Origin of the sequence: Salipiger abyssi, from assembly GCF_001975705.1 — a bacterium.
Lineage (GTDB): Bacteria > Pseudomonadota > Alphaproteobacteria > Rhodobacterales > Rhodobacteraceae > Salipiger > Salipiger abyssi.
In genome coordinates this window covers 2,555,890-2,570,660 of sequence record NZ_CP015093.1, presented here as the reverse complement: position 1 = coordinate 2,570,660, position 14,771 = coordinate 2,555,890, and the positions used below count along the sequence as shown (strand labels likewise).

15 protein-coding genes are annotated in these 14,771 nt (G+C 65.3%); all 15 read right to left on the bottom strand.

Going from position 1 to position 14,771, the window contains the following annotated elements; translation table 11 throughout:
- Positions 1 to 62 precede the first annotated feature (62 nt).
- The 15 genes from Ga0080574_RS16025 to Ga0080574_RS15955 all read right to left on the bottom strand — a co-directional run bounded on the left by Ga0080574_RS16025 (position 63) and on the right by Ga0080574_RS15955 (position 14,716).
- Positions 63 to 2,543 carry a PIG-L family deacetylase gene (locus Ga0080574_RS16025; protein ID WP_076701854.1) on the bottom strand — a complete coding sequence of 827 codons (2,481 nt, stop codon included), beginning with the start codon at positions 2,541 to 2,543 and terminating at the stop codon, positions 63 to 65.
- Between the two features lie 307 nt (positions 2,544 to 2,850).
- A complete protein-coding gene (locus Ga0080574_RS16020; protein ID WP_076701851.1) occupies positions 2,851 to 3,537 on the bottom strand; it encodes an ABC transporter ATP-binding protein in 687 nt (228 codons plus the stop codon).
- Positions 3,534 to 4,283, bottom strand: coding sequence for an ABC transporter ATP-binding protein (locus tag Ga0080574_RS16015; RefSeq protein WP_076701846.1), 750 nt, complete (start codon positions 4,281 to 4,283; stop codon positions 3,534 to 3,536). Before Ga0080574_RS16015 ends, Ga0080574_RS16020 begins: the two co-directional genes overlap by 4 nt.
- Complete coding sequence (locus Ga0080574_RS16010) at positions 4,276 to 5,256, bottom strand: branched-chain amino acid ABC transporter permease (protein WP_076701843.1); 981 nt, start codon at positions 5,254 to 5,256, stop codon at positions 4,276 to 4,278. The genes Ga0080574_RS16015 and Ga0080574_RS16010 overlap by 8 nt, the downstream gene beginning before the upstream one ends.
- The gene (locus Ga0080574_RS16005; protein WP_076701839.1) at positions 5,253 to 6,173 is read right to left on the bottom strand and encodes a branched-chain amino acid ABC transporter permease; all 921 of its coding nucleotides are present in this window, start codon (positions 6,171 to 6,173) and stop codon (positions 5,253 to 5,255) included. Before Ga0080574_RS16005 ends, Ga0080574_RS16010 begins: the two co-directional genes overlap by 4 nt.
- Positions 6,174 to 6,221: 48 nt before the next feature.
- Entirely contained in the window at positions 6,222 to 7,358 is a 1,137-nt protein-coding gene (locus Ga0080574_RS16000; protein WP_076701835.1) for an ABC transporter substrate-binding protein, read from the bottom strand.
- Between the two features lie 424 nt (positions 7,359 to 7,782).
- Positions 7,783 to 8,991: a type III PLP-dependent enzyme gene (locus Ga0080574_RS15995; protein WP_076701832.1), complete on the bottom strand. Its 1,209-nt coding sequence runs from the start codon at positions 8,989 to 8,991 to the stop codon at positions 7,783 to 7,785.
- Positions 8,992 to 9,206: 215 nt separating this feature from the next.
- Positions 9,207 to 9,407, bottom strand: a complete 201-nt coding sequence (locus tag Ga0080574_RS15990) for a hypothetical protein (RefSeq protein WP_076701827.1) — start codon at positions 9,405 to 9,407, stop codon at positions 9,207 to 9,209.
- A 72-nt stretch (positions 9,408 to 9,479) separates the two neighbouring features.
- A complete protein-coding gene (locus Ga0080574_RS15985; protein WP_156876380.1) occupies positions 9,480 to 9,749 on the bottom strand; it encodes a hypothetical protein in 270 nt (89 codons plus the stop codon).
- 38 nt (positions 9,750 to 9,787) lie between these two features.
- A complete protein-coding gene (locus tag Ga0080574_RS15980) occupies positions 9,788 to 11,761 on the bottom strand; it encodes a calcium-binding protein (RefSeq protein ID WP_076701820.1) in 1,974 nt (657 codons plus the stop codon).
- A 199-nt stretch (positions 11,762 to 11,960) separates the two neighbouring features.
- A complete protein-coding gene (locus Ga0080574_RS15975; RefSeq protein WP_076701816.1) occupies positions 11,961 to 12,740 on the bottom strand; it encodes a succinate dehydrogenase iron-sulfur subunit in 780 nt (259 codons plus the stop codon).
- Between the two features lie 89 nt (positions 12,741 to 12,829).
- Positions 12,830 to 13,669: a hypothetical protein gene (locus Ga0080574_RS15970; RefSeq protein WP_076701811.1), complete on the bottom strand. Its 840-nt coding sequence runs from the start codon at positions 13,667 to 13,669 to the stop codon at positions 12,830 to 12,832.
- The gene (locus Ga0080574_RS15965; RefSeq protein WP_076701808.1) at positions 13,666 to 13,986 is read right to left on the bottom strand and encodes a hypothetical protein; all 321 of its coding nucleotides are present in this window, start codon (positions 13,984 to 13,986) and stop codon (positions 13,666 to 13,668) included. The genes Ga0080574_RS15970 and Ga0080574_RS15965 overlap by 4 nt, the downstream gene beginning before the upstream one ends.
- An 11-nt stretch (positions 13,987 to 13,997) precedes the next feature.
- Positions 13,998 to 14,363: a hypothetical protein gene (locus Ga0080574_RS15960; RefSeq protein ID WP_237219267.1), complete on the bottom strand. Its 366-nt coding sequence runs from the start codon at positions 14,361 to 14,363 to the stop codon at positions 13,998 to 14,000.
- The gene (locus Ga0080574_RS15955) at positions 14,348 to 14,716 is read right to left on the bottom strand and encodes a hypothetical protein (RefSeq protein WP_156876379.1); all 369 of its coding nucleotides are present in this window, start codon (positions 14,714 to 14,716) and stop codon (positions 14,348 to 14,350) included. The genes Ga0080574_RS15960 and Ga0080574_RS15955 overlap by 16 nt, the downstream gene beginning before the upstream one ends.
- Positions 14,717 to 14,771: the final 55 nt, after the last annotated feature.

The window sequence follows — 14,771 nt, the reverse complement described above, 5'->3', positions numbered from 1 at the left end:
CGGGCACTCCTTTCGAGAGCCCGACTGAAGCCGATCCGTCCGACCGCCGCAAGGGGCGCAGGTCAGACCACAATTGTCTCGACGTCCGCTTCTTCCTCGTCGAGCATCTGCTTTGCAGCGTCCGCCTCTTCCAGCGGCATGGTTGTCAGAGCGGCCAGCGCCGTGCCGTCATGAGTGTACTGGTCGAGCACATATTCCCGTTGCAGCCATTCCTCGTAGGAATCGATCAGCATGCCCTCGCTCGCCCAGACCTGCGTGTCATGCGCGGCATATTGCAGGAAGATGTCGCGCATCTCCTCGTGCTCGGCGCCCTCGACATTCTCCTCGAAGCCCCAGGTGGCATAGCCGTAGTAGCTGGTCACCGTCAGTTCGCCGCTGTACTCCGCCGCCGCCTGGGCAGAGAATTCCGAGGCGTGCACATGGTCGGAATGCTCAAGATCCGTGTGTTCGCTGGTATGGTCCTGAATGTGGATCTGATCGGGTGTGTGCCGCTCCATGAGCTGGGTGAGCACGCCGGTCAGCTCTTCGCTGCTATAGGTGGCGCTGCCGTCGACGGCGGTCATCGTATCGATGCGCCCGTCCCAGAGCTTCTCCAGGCTTTCACCGTCATAGGTCTCGGAGCCGGTGCCCTGAAAGCCGTCGGGCAGGCGCAGGAAATAAAGCCGAACATCGGGATCGCTGGCCAGATAGGAACTGGCGATCTCATGATCGACGCCGCCGACCGAGATCGAGACCGTCTCATCGACCCAGTCATTGGCGCCCGCCATCTCGCCATAGGCGTCCTTTTCGCCGGCCTCGCGCTCGCTCCAGTATTCCTCGCCCATGCCGGCATCGCCAGCGGTCAGGTAAACCGTCGTCACCGGGGCGTCGCCGTCGATGAGATCGCTGATTGTGGGGTTCATGAACAGCAGGTCGTCATCCTGATGCGCCACAAAGATCATGTCGCCGGCGCCGGTCACGGGAGGTGTCGGATCGCCCGGATCCGTCGGGTCGGTCGGATCCGTTGGGTCGGTGGGATCTGTCGGGTCCACCGGATCGACGGGGTCGGTCGGGTCGGTCGGATCGCCCGCTCCCGGATCGGAGGGCTCGCTGAGCGCGGTGACCTCGATGCCCGAGATCTCGCCCACCAGCGCGTCGTCCTCCGGCCAGTTCGATTCCCCGACCAGCAGGTTTTCGCGGTCGACATCCTCTGGCACCACGCCTTCGGCCTCCGCCAGCCGCGCGCCGTCCTTCTCGATCCACATCAGCCCGTCCGGATCGACCCCGGCGCTCCATTCGGCGGTCTCGCCTTGCACGATGGCACCCTCTGCCACCACGCGATGCGCCTCGCCCTCGGCCCAGATCTCCAGCATCATGTCGCCGGTGTTCTCGATCTGACCGAGGATGATGTTGTTGCTGTTGGGGCCGTCGCCGAAATCCACCACCCGCTGCCAATAGGCGCCCTGAAGGTCGTCGAAGCGCACGGTGACGTCGATCCGGAACGCCCCGTCGATCTGAGGGATCTCGTCCTCCGCGACTGGCTCGCCCGGCTCGGTGGGCGGATCGGAAACCGTGGGCTCTTCGGGCGGCACCGGATCCACCGGCCCTTCCGGGTCAACCGGCTCTTCCGGATCGACGGGCTCTTCGGGCTCCTCCGGCGGCATCGGCGTGCCGTCCTGCGTCACGGTCAGATCCAGCACCACCCCGTCGATGGCCGCACCGCCGGCTTCGGTGGCATCGCCCACGCTCAGATCGTCGCGCGCGACATCGGCGGGAACCACCCCCTGCCCCTCGGCAAGCCGCTCGCCATCCCTCTCCATCCACATCGTGCCGTCGGGATCTACACCCACCGCCCAATGCGCCATCTCGCCCTCGGTGATCGCGTCCTCGGCGGTGATGCTGTGGGTCTCGCCGTCCTGCACGATCACAAAGGTCATGTCGTTGCTGGCACCGTCCTGGGTCAGCGCGATACTGCTGGTGCCGGCGCTGTCGGCGAAGTCGAACACGCCCTGCCAGGCGCGGCCCTCCACGTCGTCAAACCGCACCGCCGCATCCACCCTGAACGCGCCAGCGACATTCTCGGGCGCGTTCAGGAAACCGTCATCCGCCGTCTCGCCCTCGTTGGTCACGTCGATACCCAGCACCGCGCCTTCGAGCGGCGCATCGTCGGCCCAGTTCGACTCGCCCAGAAGCTCGTTGAGGCGACCGGTATCGGCGGGCACCACGCCCGGCGCCTCTGCCAGCCGCTCGCCGTTCTTGGCGATCCACATCAGCCCGTCCGGCTCCACCCCGATATTCCAGGTCGCCACCTCGCCCTCGACAATGACGTCCGACGCAGTCACCCGGTGGCTTTCTCCGTCCTGATAGATCGCAAAGACCATATCCGAGGTATTCTCGACCTGCGCCAGAAGGATATTGTCGGTGCCGGGCCCGCTGCCAAAGTCGATCACCCGCTGCCAGTAGCCCGCGAGGATGTCGTCGAAGCGGGCGACCACCTCGATCTCGAACGCACCGGTGATATCTTCCATGTCGCCAAGGGCGGCGCTCGGATCGAAGGGAGGCATGGCGGCTCCTGTTACGCCGGGAACAGAGCGCGCAGGCACGCACCTGTCCGCCGGTCGGACTGCGGTGGCGCGACTTTAGAGGAAATGCGGCAAAAACTTGCCGAAAACTATGCGTTTCCAAGTTGGAAACACATAAGGTGACCGCCTGTGCGGGAAAGAACACTTAGAAGACAAAGCGTTAGCTTTGTGGGCCAACCGCCGGCCAAAGTGGCCCCGGCGCGAAAGCGGCGACAAAGACGCAAAAGCCCCGAATTTGTATCCGTCTGCACCTTTGACACCGGGCGAATCGCTTTACGGCGACGGCGGCCTACAACCCGAGATAGGTCTCGCCGATCTCGGCGCTGAGATCCGCCATGGCGCCGCTCCAGACACTGCGCCCGCGTTCGAGGATCACCGCCCGGTCGCAGGCGCCGCGCAGCTCCTTCAGCGATTTGTCGATCACCAGCATCGCCATGCCGCTCTCGGCCTTGAGCGCCGCGATGGCGGCCCAGATCTCCTGCCGCACGGTGGGCGCCAGCCCCTCGGTCGCCTCGTCGAGGATCAGCAGGCGCGGATTGGTCATCAGCGCCCGCCCGATGGCCAGCATCTGCTGCTCGCCCCCCGAGAGCGAGGCGGCGCGCTGGCGCCGCCGCTCGCCCAGACGCGGAAACAGCGCCTCCACCCGTGCCGCATCCCAATGGCCGGTGCGCGCGGCGGCGATGAGGTTTTCGCTCACCGTCAGGTCGCGGAAACAGCGCCGCCCCTCGGGCACCAGCCCGATGCCCAGCCGCGCGGCGCGATGGCTCGGCAGGCGGCTCAGGTCGTGGCCGTCAAAGACCAGCGTCCCCTGCGCCGGCAGCATCCGGCAGATGCAGTGCACGGTGGTGGTCTTGCCCATGCCGTTGCGGCCCATCATCGCCACCGCCTGCCCCGGCGCGATCTCCAGATCGACGCCGAAAAGCGCCTGACTCGCGCCGTAGGACGCGGTGACCCGGTGCAGCGACAGGAGGCTCATGCCTCTTCTCCCAGATAAGCGTCGCGCACCTGAGGATCGCGGCGGATCTCCTCGACGCTGCCGGTGGCAATTACCTTTCCATAGACCAGCACGCTGATCCGGTCGGCCAGCGCAAAGACCGCGTCCATGTCGTGCTCCACCAGCAGGATCGGCGCCTGCGCCCGCAGCCCGTCGAGAAAGCCGGTCAGACGTTTGGACCCCTCCTGCCCCAGCCCCGCCATCGGCTCGTCCATGACAAAGGCCTTGGGCTCCAGCGTCAACGCGACCGCCACCTCAAGCTGCCGGCGCTGGCCATGGCTCAGCTCGGCGGTGCGCAGCTCCGCCAGATCGGCGAGCCCCACCGCCTCCAGCGCCGCCTCGGCACGGGTGCGCAGGCTCGCATCCCGATCCGCCCGCGCAAGGAACCGCCATGGCCGCCCGCTGGCCCCCAGCGCGCCGAGCAGCGCGTTTTGCAGAACCGTATCCTCCATCGCCAGCGCCGAGGTCTGGAAGGTCCGCGCCAGCCCGCGCGCCGCCCGCGCCTCGGTGCTCGCGCGTGTCACGTCGCGCCCGAGGAACTCGACCCGCCCGGCATCGGGGACCAGCGCGCCGCAGATCTGCGCGATCAGCGTGGATTTCCCCGCGCCGTTCGGGCCGATGATGGCGTGGATCTCGCCCGGGCGCAGGTCGATGGAAATCCCGTCGCTCGCCTGAAGCGCACCGAAGGACTTGCTTAGCCCATGGGTGGCCAGAACCGGCTCAGCCATCGCGCCGCCTCCCCGCGATCATCCCCACCAGACCGCCCTTGCCGAAGAGCACCACGGCCAGCAGGAAAAGCCCGAGGAAGATCTGCCAGAACTCGCTGACCCCACCCAGAAGATGCTCCAGCAGCACGTAAAACCCCGCCCCCGCCACCGGGCCGAAGAGCCGCGCCACGCCGCCGATGATGACGAACACCATGATCTCGCCGGACATCTGCCAGCTCAGCATGGAGGGGCTCACAAAGCGGTTGAGATCGGCAAAGAGCGCCCCGGCAAGCCCGGTGATCCCGCCCGAGATCACCAGCGCCACCAGTTGCAGCCGCCTCGGGTCGAGCCCCACCGCCCGCACCCGCGCCGGCACCTGCCGCGCCGCGTTCAGCGCCAGCCCGAAGGGCGAACGCATCAACCGGGCGTAAAACAAGAGCGCGATGCAGAGCCAGGCGAGGCAGATCCCGTAGAACTGGATCGGAACCAGCGTGTTCAGACCGGGAAAGCCGTTGCGCACATAGATCGACAGCCCATCCTCGCCGCCATAGGCGGGCCAGGAGATCGCAAAGAAATACATCATCTGACCAAAGGCCAGCGTGATCATGATGAAATAGACCCCTGAGGTGCGCAGACTCAACAACCCGATGACAAGCGCAGCGCAGGAAGAGGCCGCCACCGCGACAAGCCAGATCACCGGCATGGATTTTGTGCCCTCGATCACAAAGGGCCACTCCATCAGCGCGGTATAGGTCTGCGCATGGCTCGCAAGGATCCCCATCGCATAGCCGCCGATGCCGAAAAACACCGCATGGCCAAGGCTCACCAGCCCGCCCATCCCCAGCGCGATGTTCAGCCCCACCGCCGCCAGCGCAAAGATCACCGCGCGGGTGGCCAGCGTGATGGTAAAGGGCTCGTCCGCCCAGAGCGCCCAGCCCGGCACGACCACCAGCGCCAAGAGCAGCGCGGCGTTGAGCCAGCCCTCCCGGCTCATGCCCGCGCCCCGAACAATCCGGTGGGCCGCCAGATCAGCACCGCCGCCATCAGGATATAGATCGCCATGGAGGCAAAGGCCGAACCGCTGGCGGCGGCGCTGGCCGGATCGGTGAAGAGCTTGAAGAGCTCGGGCAGCAGCACGCCGCCCAGCGTATCGGTGAGCCCCACCAGCAGCGCGCCGATCAGCGCGCCCTTGATCGAGCCGATGCCGCCGATCACGATCACCACGAAGGCGAGGATCAGCACCGGCTCGCCCATGCCGACCTGCACCGACTGGACCGCCCCCACCAGCGCGCCCGCCAGCCCTGCCAGCGCCGCGCCGAGCGCAAAGACCAGCGTGTAGAGCTTGCCGATATCCACCCCCAGCGCCGCGATCATCTCGCGGTCGTTCTCGCCGGCGCGGATACGGATGCCGAGCCGGGTGCGGGCGTTCAGCCACCAGAGCCCCAGCGCCACGGCGATCCCCACCCCGATCAGCGCCAGCCGATAGGCGGGATAGGCGATGCCACCGGGCAGGGTCACGGTGCCCGAGAGCGCCTCGGGGATGTCGAGATAGAGCGGGAAGGAGCCGAAAAGCCAGCGCGTGCCTTCGGAAAAGATCAGGATCAGCGCGAAAGTGGCCAGCACCTGGTCGAGATGGTCCTTGGCATACAGCCTGCGGATCACCAGCAGCTCGACCAGCGCGCCTGCGGCTGCGGCGGCAGCCAGCGCCGCGACCAGCGCCAGCAGGAAGGAGCCAGTGAGCCCCGCGACCGTGGCGGCGGCAAAGGCCCCCACCATGTAAAGTGAACCGTGCGCGAGGTTGATCAGCCCCATGACGCCGAAAATCAGCGTCAGCCCGGCGGCCATGAGAAACAGCATGACACCGGATTGCAGGCCGTTCAGGACCTGTTCAGCAAGCAGGATCGGGGACATTGCAGGCGCTCGTCTCGGGCGGGGCCGCGGAGGCGGCCCCTGCCGGGTTTACTGCATCGCACAATCGGCGACATAGGCGCTCGACCGGTCCTCGATCGCGGTGGCGACGATCTTGTTGGTGTAGATGTCGCCCTCCTTGATCACCTCGCGGATATAGATGTCCTGGACCGGGTGATTGTTGGTATCGAAGGAGAACTTGCCGCGCACGCTGTCGAAATCGGCGGCCTTCAGCGCCGCGCGGAAGCCATCGGCATCCGAGGGCTCGGCCTCGTCCAGCGCCGAGAGCATCAGGTTCGCGGTGTCATAGCCATAGGCGGCGTAGAGCGAGGGCAGCCGGCCGTATTTCTCCTCGAACGCGCTGACGAAGGTGGCGTTGGCCGGCACGTCGAGATCCTTGGACCAGTTGGAGCCGTTCTTGACGCCGAGTGCCGCGTCGCCCACCGCCTGAAGGATCGCCTGATCGAAGGAGAAGGCCGGGCCCATCACCGGCAGCTCGATGCCGCTGTCGGCATATTGCTTGAGGAAGGAGATCCCCATGCCGCCGGGCAGGAAGAAAAAGATGCTGTCGGCACCGCTGGCCCGGATCTGCGCCAGCTCGGCGGCGTAATCGGTCTGGCCGAGCTGGGTAAAGACCTCGCCCGCCAGCTCGCCGCCGTAGAAGCGCTTGAACCCGTTCAGGCTGTCATGGCCGGCGGGATAGTTGGGCGCCATGATGAAGGGCTTGGTGTAGCCTTCGGATTTGGCATAGGCGCCGGCGGCCTCGTGCAGGTTGTCGTTCTGATAGGAGACCGAGAAGTAATTCGGGTTGCAGCCCTTGCCGGCGAGTTGCGCGGGGGCGGCATTGGTCGAGAGGTAGAATTTGCCCTGCGCGGTGGCGGCGGGCACCACGGCCATGGCGAGGTTCGACCAGACGATGCCGGTCAGGATGTCGACCTTGTCGGACTGGATCATCTTGTCGGCGATCTGCACGGCAACGTCCGGCTTGCGCTGGTCGTCCTCGACGATCACCTCCACATCGTCGCGCCCCGCCGCGTCCATCGCCAGCAGGAACCCGTCGCGCGTGTCGATCCCGAGGCTCGCGCCGCCGCCCGAAAGCGTGGTGATCAGACCGACCTTGACCTCGGCCTGCGCGGTGGCGGCCATCGCCACCAGGCTCGCGGCGGCGAGAAGCGTTTTCACGGACATTGCGGAACTCCCTGTCTTATCCCTGGTATCCCCTGCCGGATCTGCGCCCGGCGACGGCGCTACGGTTACCGGAATTGCCGGGGATGTCCATGCGGTTGGGCTGTGGCTCGGTGGCACGATGTAGAGATTGCGCCCCCTACGACTTGCCAACGGTCGCATAGGCGCAACGAAAGCCGGGCCCAGCTGCGGCCCGTGGGCTGACGCAGCACGCGTGGAATCCCTTAGTTTATCGCCGCCAGATCCGAAGGACCTCTCAGCTATGCGCTTGCGCCACCAAAGCGGCAGCCCGCCCGAACGGGCCGCCGCTGGGCCCGGCGCCTTCGGCTTGATTCCGTGCCAAGGGTGCGGGGATTGATGTTCAAAGACGAAAAAAGGCCGACCCCGATGGGGGCCGGCCTTTGGTCCGTGAGGAATGCGTTAGACCTCAGATCGCCACGACATCCAGCGGCGGGAAGCCGTTGAAACCGACCGAAGCGTAGGTCGAGGTATAGGCGCCGCAGCAGCGGATGATGATGCGGTCGCCGGCTTTCAGACCCAGCGGCAGCTCGACCGGGCGCTTTTCGTAAAGCACATCGGCGCTGTCGCAGGACGGGCCGGCAAGGATGCAGGCGCCGAGATCGTCGCCGTCGCGGTCGGTCAGGAACTGGTAGCGGATCGCCTCTTCCATGGTTTCGGCAAGGCCCGAGAACTTGCCGATGTCGAGATAGACCCAGCGGTGCAGGTCGTTGTCGGATTTTTTCGACACCAGAAGCACTTCGGCGGCAATCGCGCCGGCCTCGGCGACCAGGCCCCGGCCCGGCTCCGCCATGATCTCGGCGACGTCGCCAAAGCGCTCATGCACCAGCCCCATCACGTCGGCGGCATAGTTCATCGGCGCCTCGATCGCCTCGCCATAGAAGGCCGGGAAACCGCCGCCGATGTTGAGTAGCGACAGCTCATGACCGGCCTCGCCAGCGGCGCGCCAGATGGCCGCGACCTGATCCAGAACCGGCGCCCACATCTGCGCGCTGCGGGTCTGCGAGCCGACATGGAAGGACAGACCCACCGGGTCGAGCCCCAGCGCCTTCGACATCGCAATCAGTTCCAGCGCCTTGTCGCGAGCGCAACCGAACTTGCGGGTCAGCGGCCAGTCGGCTTCGCAGTTCTCAACGATCACGCGGATATAGACGCGGGCGCCCGGCGCGTGCTCGGCCAGCTTTTCCAGCTCTTCCTCGGCATCGGCGGCAAAAAGGCTCACGCCCTGCGCATGCGCCCAGGCGATGTCGGACACTTTCTTGACGGTGTTGCCAAAGGAAATGCGGTCGGCCGTGGCGCCGGCGGCGAGGCACATGGCGATCTCGGTGCGCGAGGCGGCATCGAAGTTCGAGCCAAGACGGGCCAGCAGGCGCAGGATTTCCGGTGCCGGGTTGGCTTTGACCGCATAGTGGATGCGGGCACGGCCCAGCCCCTGCGCCAGCGCGGCGTATTGACGGGCCACCGCCTGGGTGTCGATCACCAGGGTCGGACGCGCGAAATCATGCGCGCGGATATAGGCCTCGGCACGCGACAGGTGCTGCTCGGGGGCAGCTTCGGCGAATTGGGGGGCAAAGACGGTGGATTGACGGGCAGCGAGCCCGGTCACGTATGCGTTCATTGGTCATCTCCAATCAGACCCGGCCATTCCGGTTTCCCGGCACAGACCGCTCAGTTCCAAGGGAGACGTTACCGTCGCTACGTAACCGCGTGGGTGTGGAATTGCCCACCTCGACAGAGGCGCGTGCGTTGGCGTCTTGAGCGGGCATATGAGGCCAGAGCCGGATTCGATCAAGGGGGAAATTTCGCGAGAATCGCAAAAATTTTCCGGGCCGCTCAGCTGTGGTCGCGCAGGCACACCGTCGGCGGTTTTCCCGCCTCGCCCTCGACCCGGGCGCCGCAATGAACGCAGGTCCAGCGCGTGGAGCCCTCGCCCTGCCGATAAGCGCGCCAGCGGCACTGGCGCCGGCCACGATGCCGGGCGTTGTAGATCATCAGACCGATGAAAAAGGCAACGAAGCCGACAGCAAAGATCATTGCCGGCTCCGTTTCGGGATATCTGCTCTCATGACGCGTAGACTAGCCCGCCGCGCCGGCGGGTCCAGCGGCTCAGGCCGCGCGGTAATAGGCAAAGCCGTCGGTGTCTTCTTCGATCTCGCGCACGGCAGTATGCACCAGCACCGGCTCGGGCTGGTAATAGGCATAGGCCTGCTCAAGAACGGCAAGCGCTTCCTGCGCGGCGATTTTGGATTCGGGTTGATTTTGCATCGGGTTGGCCTTTCGGTATTGCTCCGTATCCTCCCCTTGCCGGGTGACATAGCCCTTGCTGCGGCGCAGCACACCCCACGATGCTGCAAATGCGAAATGCATCTTTTGCATGGTTCCGCATGGTCACTTTCGCCGCAGCAGACACCGCCTCATGCCAGCAGATCGTAGTCCACTTCGTCGATCCGCAGCGTCAGGCTGGTCAGAGCGTCGCCATCCACCAATGCCCAAAGGATCTGACCGGTCGGCGCGTAGCTGACGAAGAGCTCGTCGACCGCATCAAGCCCAGCGCCGGCAGTATTGGCCCGCTGAACGATAAAATCCGACGCATCGAGCCCATCGGCGGCGACCAGCGCGTCCTCTTCCGCGAAGCCCCGGATCCAGTCGCTACCATGGCCCGCGACACCGGCGTGGAAAATGCGATCGGCACTGCCATCGTCCAGCAGGTTGATCCGGTCAGAACCGAACCCGCCATTGATGAAATCCATCCCAAAGCCGTCGATGATCACATCGGACAGCGCTCCGCCCGCAATCAGATCGTCACCATAGCCGCCTTCCAGCGTGTCTGAGCCGCCTTCGCCTTCGAGCGTGTCGTTGTGGTCGCCGCCCATCAGCTGGTCGTTCCCCGCCCCTCCGCGCAGCAGGTCGTCGCCCGCACGGCCGATCAGCAGATCCGCGATGTCGTCGGGCGATGTGCCCCCTGTCAACACATCGTTCCCGGCACCGCCGTCAAGCGTGTCGAAACCGGTGCCCCCGTCAATCGTGTCGTCACCGACGCCGCCATTGACCAGATCGTTGCCCGCGCCGGTCTCGATGGAATCGTCGCCGGAATCGCCTCTGACCCAGTCGGCGCGGTCGTTTTCTGTCGTCCAGGTCAGGATGAAATCGTCACCTTCTCCGGCATAAATCCGATCCTGCCCGTCACCGGACCGGATCGTATCATTGCCCGCGCCGCTTATGACCGTATCACGGCCGATGCCCGTCTCGATTGTGTCAGCGCCGCGTCCCATCTCGATCCGGATCGGCACCCAGTGATCGGTCAGAGCGAAGTCGTTGGCGCCAATCGCCGCGTTGCCCACAAAGCGGATCACCAACTTGTAGGAAAGCTCTCCGTCCCATGCATAGCGCGGCGCGATACTTTCGATACGGTCGTTCAGATCGAGCTCGCCCGGCGTCGTGATGCGCAGCGTATCGAGGAAACGGAAACTGCTGAAATCGTTAATGGCCGCGCGTGTGAAGGTTCCGCCGCCTTCGAGAACCTCGACACCATCGAACACGGTCCGCGAGTGGTCGTAGTAGTACCAGAAACCATTTTGACCGTTATCGTAGGAATAGAATCGGGCGCCGACGAAAACATCCGTCCCGTCACCGCCGGAAATCACGCTGTAGGGCCTGTCAGCGACATAGCTGCTGTGGCCAATCGACAAGATCCGATCATCGCCCGCGCCGCCATCGACCGTGTCGCCCTGGGCGGCGGAGAGCGTGTCGTCTCCCGCGCCTCCGATCATGTGGACGCGATAACTGTTGTTTTCCCCATGCGACATATGCCAAGCCGATGCAGCGCCTGTGGCATCCCATGTCGCATAGCGGACACCGGGCTCGCTTCCGGACGGCAACCGGAGCATGTTGATCCGACCGGTCCCGCTGCCATCCTCGCCGATCATGATGTTGCGGAGATCGGTGGTCCCTTCCCCAGCGATCCGAAGCTCGGCTTCGGGACCGAACCCGGTGATGCGGGTGATCCCCTCAAGCTGGCTCGGAGCCAGACGGATCCGGTTGCCGTTCAGGTCGATCTGTTCGAAGCCGCTGAGAGCCGCCTCTTCGAAATAGAAGGTAGGCGGATATTCGTCCGGGCCGACAGGTTGCAGGATCAACCGGTCGAAACCCTCGCCACCGTCGAGATCATAGCCGCGGCCATCCGCGAACCAGACAAAAACTTGATCGTCGCCGTCCCCGGCCTGCACCGTATCCGCTCCGGCACCGGGGCTGAGAAAGTCGTCGCCCCCGAGGCCCTGAAGCAAGTCGTCGCCTGCGAACCCGTTGAGAACGTCGTCTTCTTGCGTGCCGATCAGCGCCGGCGCGTCTGTGCCGTTGTCATTGCCATCTGTTCCCGTGATATCCGCCATGAAAATACCCTTTGATACCTAATTAGTCCGCGCCATGCTTACGCCGGACGGGGCATATGTCAAACCGTCCGCCGCCTCCCGCCGTGTCTGCGCTCCCCTCAATTGGCATTCCAAAGACGCGGGACCGCAACAATGCCCGTGAAAAGAAAAACGCCGCGCCAATGCATGGCGCGGCGTTCCGCAATACTCGCAAGCCGGATCAGACGACGCGGTTCAGCATCATCTTCTTGATCTCGGCGATGGCCTTCGCCGGGTTCAGACCTTTCGGGCAGGTCTTGGTGCAGTTCATGATCGTGTGGCAGCGATAGAGCTTGAACGGGTCTTCCAGCCCGTCCAGACGCTCGCCCGTCGCCTCGTCGCGGCTGTCGATGATCCAGCGATAGGCGTGCAGCAGCGCCGCCGGGCCTAGATAGCGGTCAGAGTTCCACCAGTAGCTCGGGCAGGCGGTCGAGCACGACGCGCACATCACACATTCATAGAGGCCGTCGAGTTTCTTGCGGTCCTCGATGGACTGCTTCCACTCTTTCTCGGGGCGGTTGGTCTTGGTCTCCAGCCAGGGCATGATGCTGGCATGCTGGGCGTAGAAATGCGTGAGGTCGGGGATCAGGTCCTTGACCACCGGCATATGCGGCAGCGGGTAGATCTTCACGTCGCCCTTGATCTCGTCGAGCCCGTAGATACAGGCAAGCGTGTTGATCCCGTCGATATTCATCGCGCAGGAGCCGCAGATGCCTTCGCGGCAGGAGCGGCGGAAGGTCAGGGTCGGGTCGACCTCGTTCTTGATCTTGATCAGCGCGTCCAGAACCATCGGCCCGCACTTGTCCATGTCGAGATAGTAGGTATCGACGCGCGGGTTTTCACCGGTATCGGGATTCCAGCGATAGATCTTGAACGCCCGGACATTGGTCGCGCCCTCGGGCTTCGGCCAGGTCTTGCCGGTGCGGATCTTGGAATTCTTCGGAAGCGTAAACTGAACCATGGCGAGCCTCTGCTGTCCTTTCGGGTGAGTCTATGGGGTGGCAAGGTCCGGTCCAGCCAGAGCGCCGGACCAAGTGAAGATCTGAAAGGTCATCTCCGGAACACCTCCGGATTGTCCTCGACGAGTTGCGACACCGCCCGCCGGTCCTTGGGGGAAAGCCCCAGACCGTTGAGCTTGCGCATGAGATCCATCGCGCCGGCGGGCAGCGCGGTGTTGGAGGCATCGGGCAGATCGAACGTGGCGACGGTGGCATCGTCGAGCCCGGCATGGCGGAAGAGCGCGCGCCCCATGAGGGGGGCCTCTCCGGCCAGATCGTCCTCCATGGCGTAAACCGTGACCGGCGAGGTCACAGCGGCGCGGATCGTCGCGATTCCGCTCTCCCAGTCGAGCGCCGGCTGGCGGGCAGCCCATGTGTCGAAATCCGCGGTTTCGCCCTTGCGCTTGACCGCCTGCCCCCAGGCGCTGCGCAGCCATTTGCCCATGTCGCGGGTATAGAAGACCAGTTCCAGCGGCGCGCCGGCCAGCGCCGTTTCGAGCATCGGAATGTAATGCGCAGCCAGTTCGAAGATCGTCGCCCCGTCCGGCGCGACCACATCGGTGCCAAAGAGATTCTCGTCGGAAATCAGCGCTGTTTTCGCCGGCATCGCCGCGATGGCGGCGCGCAGCAGCTGCGCCTCGCGCTGAAGCTCGCGCGCTGTGGCGCGATTGCGCTTGCGGATATCGTCGGCGACCGCGCGGCGCCAGCCTCGGGTCAGCGTCTCGCGCGGGCTGGCGGCAAAGCCCTCGGGCAGCTTCGCCGCATTGTCGCGCAGCACATCCTGAATGAAGGTCGTGCCGGTCTTGCGGAACCCGCAATGCAGCACCAAGCGCGACGGACCGGTCCAGGGCTGCACACGCTGCGAACTGCCGAAGAGCGGGAGCGCGGTCATAGCGCCCTCCCCTGCATCAGCGCCGGCAGCCCCTCGGCAGCGAGGCAGGTGAGCGTCTCGGGCTTCGACACGATCTCGCTGACGATCTGCACAGTGCTCTGCGTCGGGCCGGTCAGGCTGTCGCCGGCCAGCGCATAGATCTGCGTCGCAGTCGCGTTGTCGATGATACAGCCGATGGCCGGCTCAACGGGCACCCCCGGAAAGCGCTCTGTCACCACCTTCGACACGGTAGACCGCGCCGCCGCGCGCGCGATCTCGTCCTGGCTCTGCGGCGAGCAGGCGGTGAGAAGCACGGTGAGGAGGAGGGCCTTGCGCAAAGCGGGGGCTCCTATGGGAACAGTTGGAAGTTAAGCACTTCGTAGATCAAACCGCCACGCATGCAGTCACGAGTGCCTTGTGTGTAAAGGATATCGGTCACGATATCGTCGTTCAAGCCGGGCTGACCCAGCGCTGAATTCTGCGCCAGCGCCTCGATCTGCCCCCGAGTCGCATATTCGAGTGTGCAGTCCACCGCACGCTCCACCGGCACGCCCGGCGCCTTCTCCATCAGAACCGGCGCCACGGCGGCGCGCGCAGTCTCGCGCGCCAGATCGCCCCGGTCCGGTGCGGGCTGAAGCACCGCGCAGCCGGTCAGGGCCAGAAAGGCCCCGGCACAGGCCGCCCGTCCGGCAGAGAAGATCACTGCCCCAGGCAATAAAGCGTCCCCCTGTACATGCTGGACGCCCCGGGAGGGCATTGGCCGTATCCAGCCTCAGCCACGGGCGCGGTGGACATTTCGCCCGCCTCGCGCTGACGGGCCGCCGCAGACGGGGGCGTGCCGTAGGTGTATCGCTTGACGGTTGTGCCGTTCTCGGCGCGCCGGATGTCGGTCTCTTCCGGGATCCCGCCGGTGGCGCCGGAAACGCTGGGCGCCTCTCCCACCTTGGCGGCGACGCAGGACATCAGCGCATCGGCACCGGCCTGCGTACCGCCCTGCCCCGGCGTGATCACCGGGTTGGCCACCCCTGCCGGGTATTCGTATGTTCCAGGTGCATCGACCTGGAACATACATTGCGTCACCGGATCGGCTTTTTGCGTACAAGCGACCAGAGACAGTAACGGC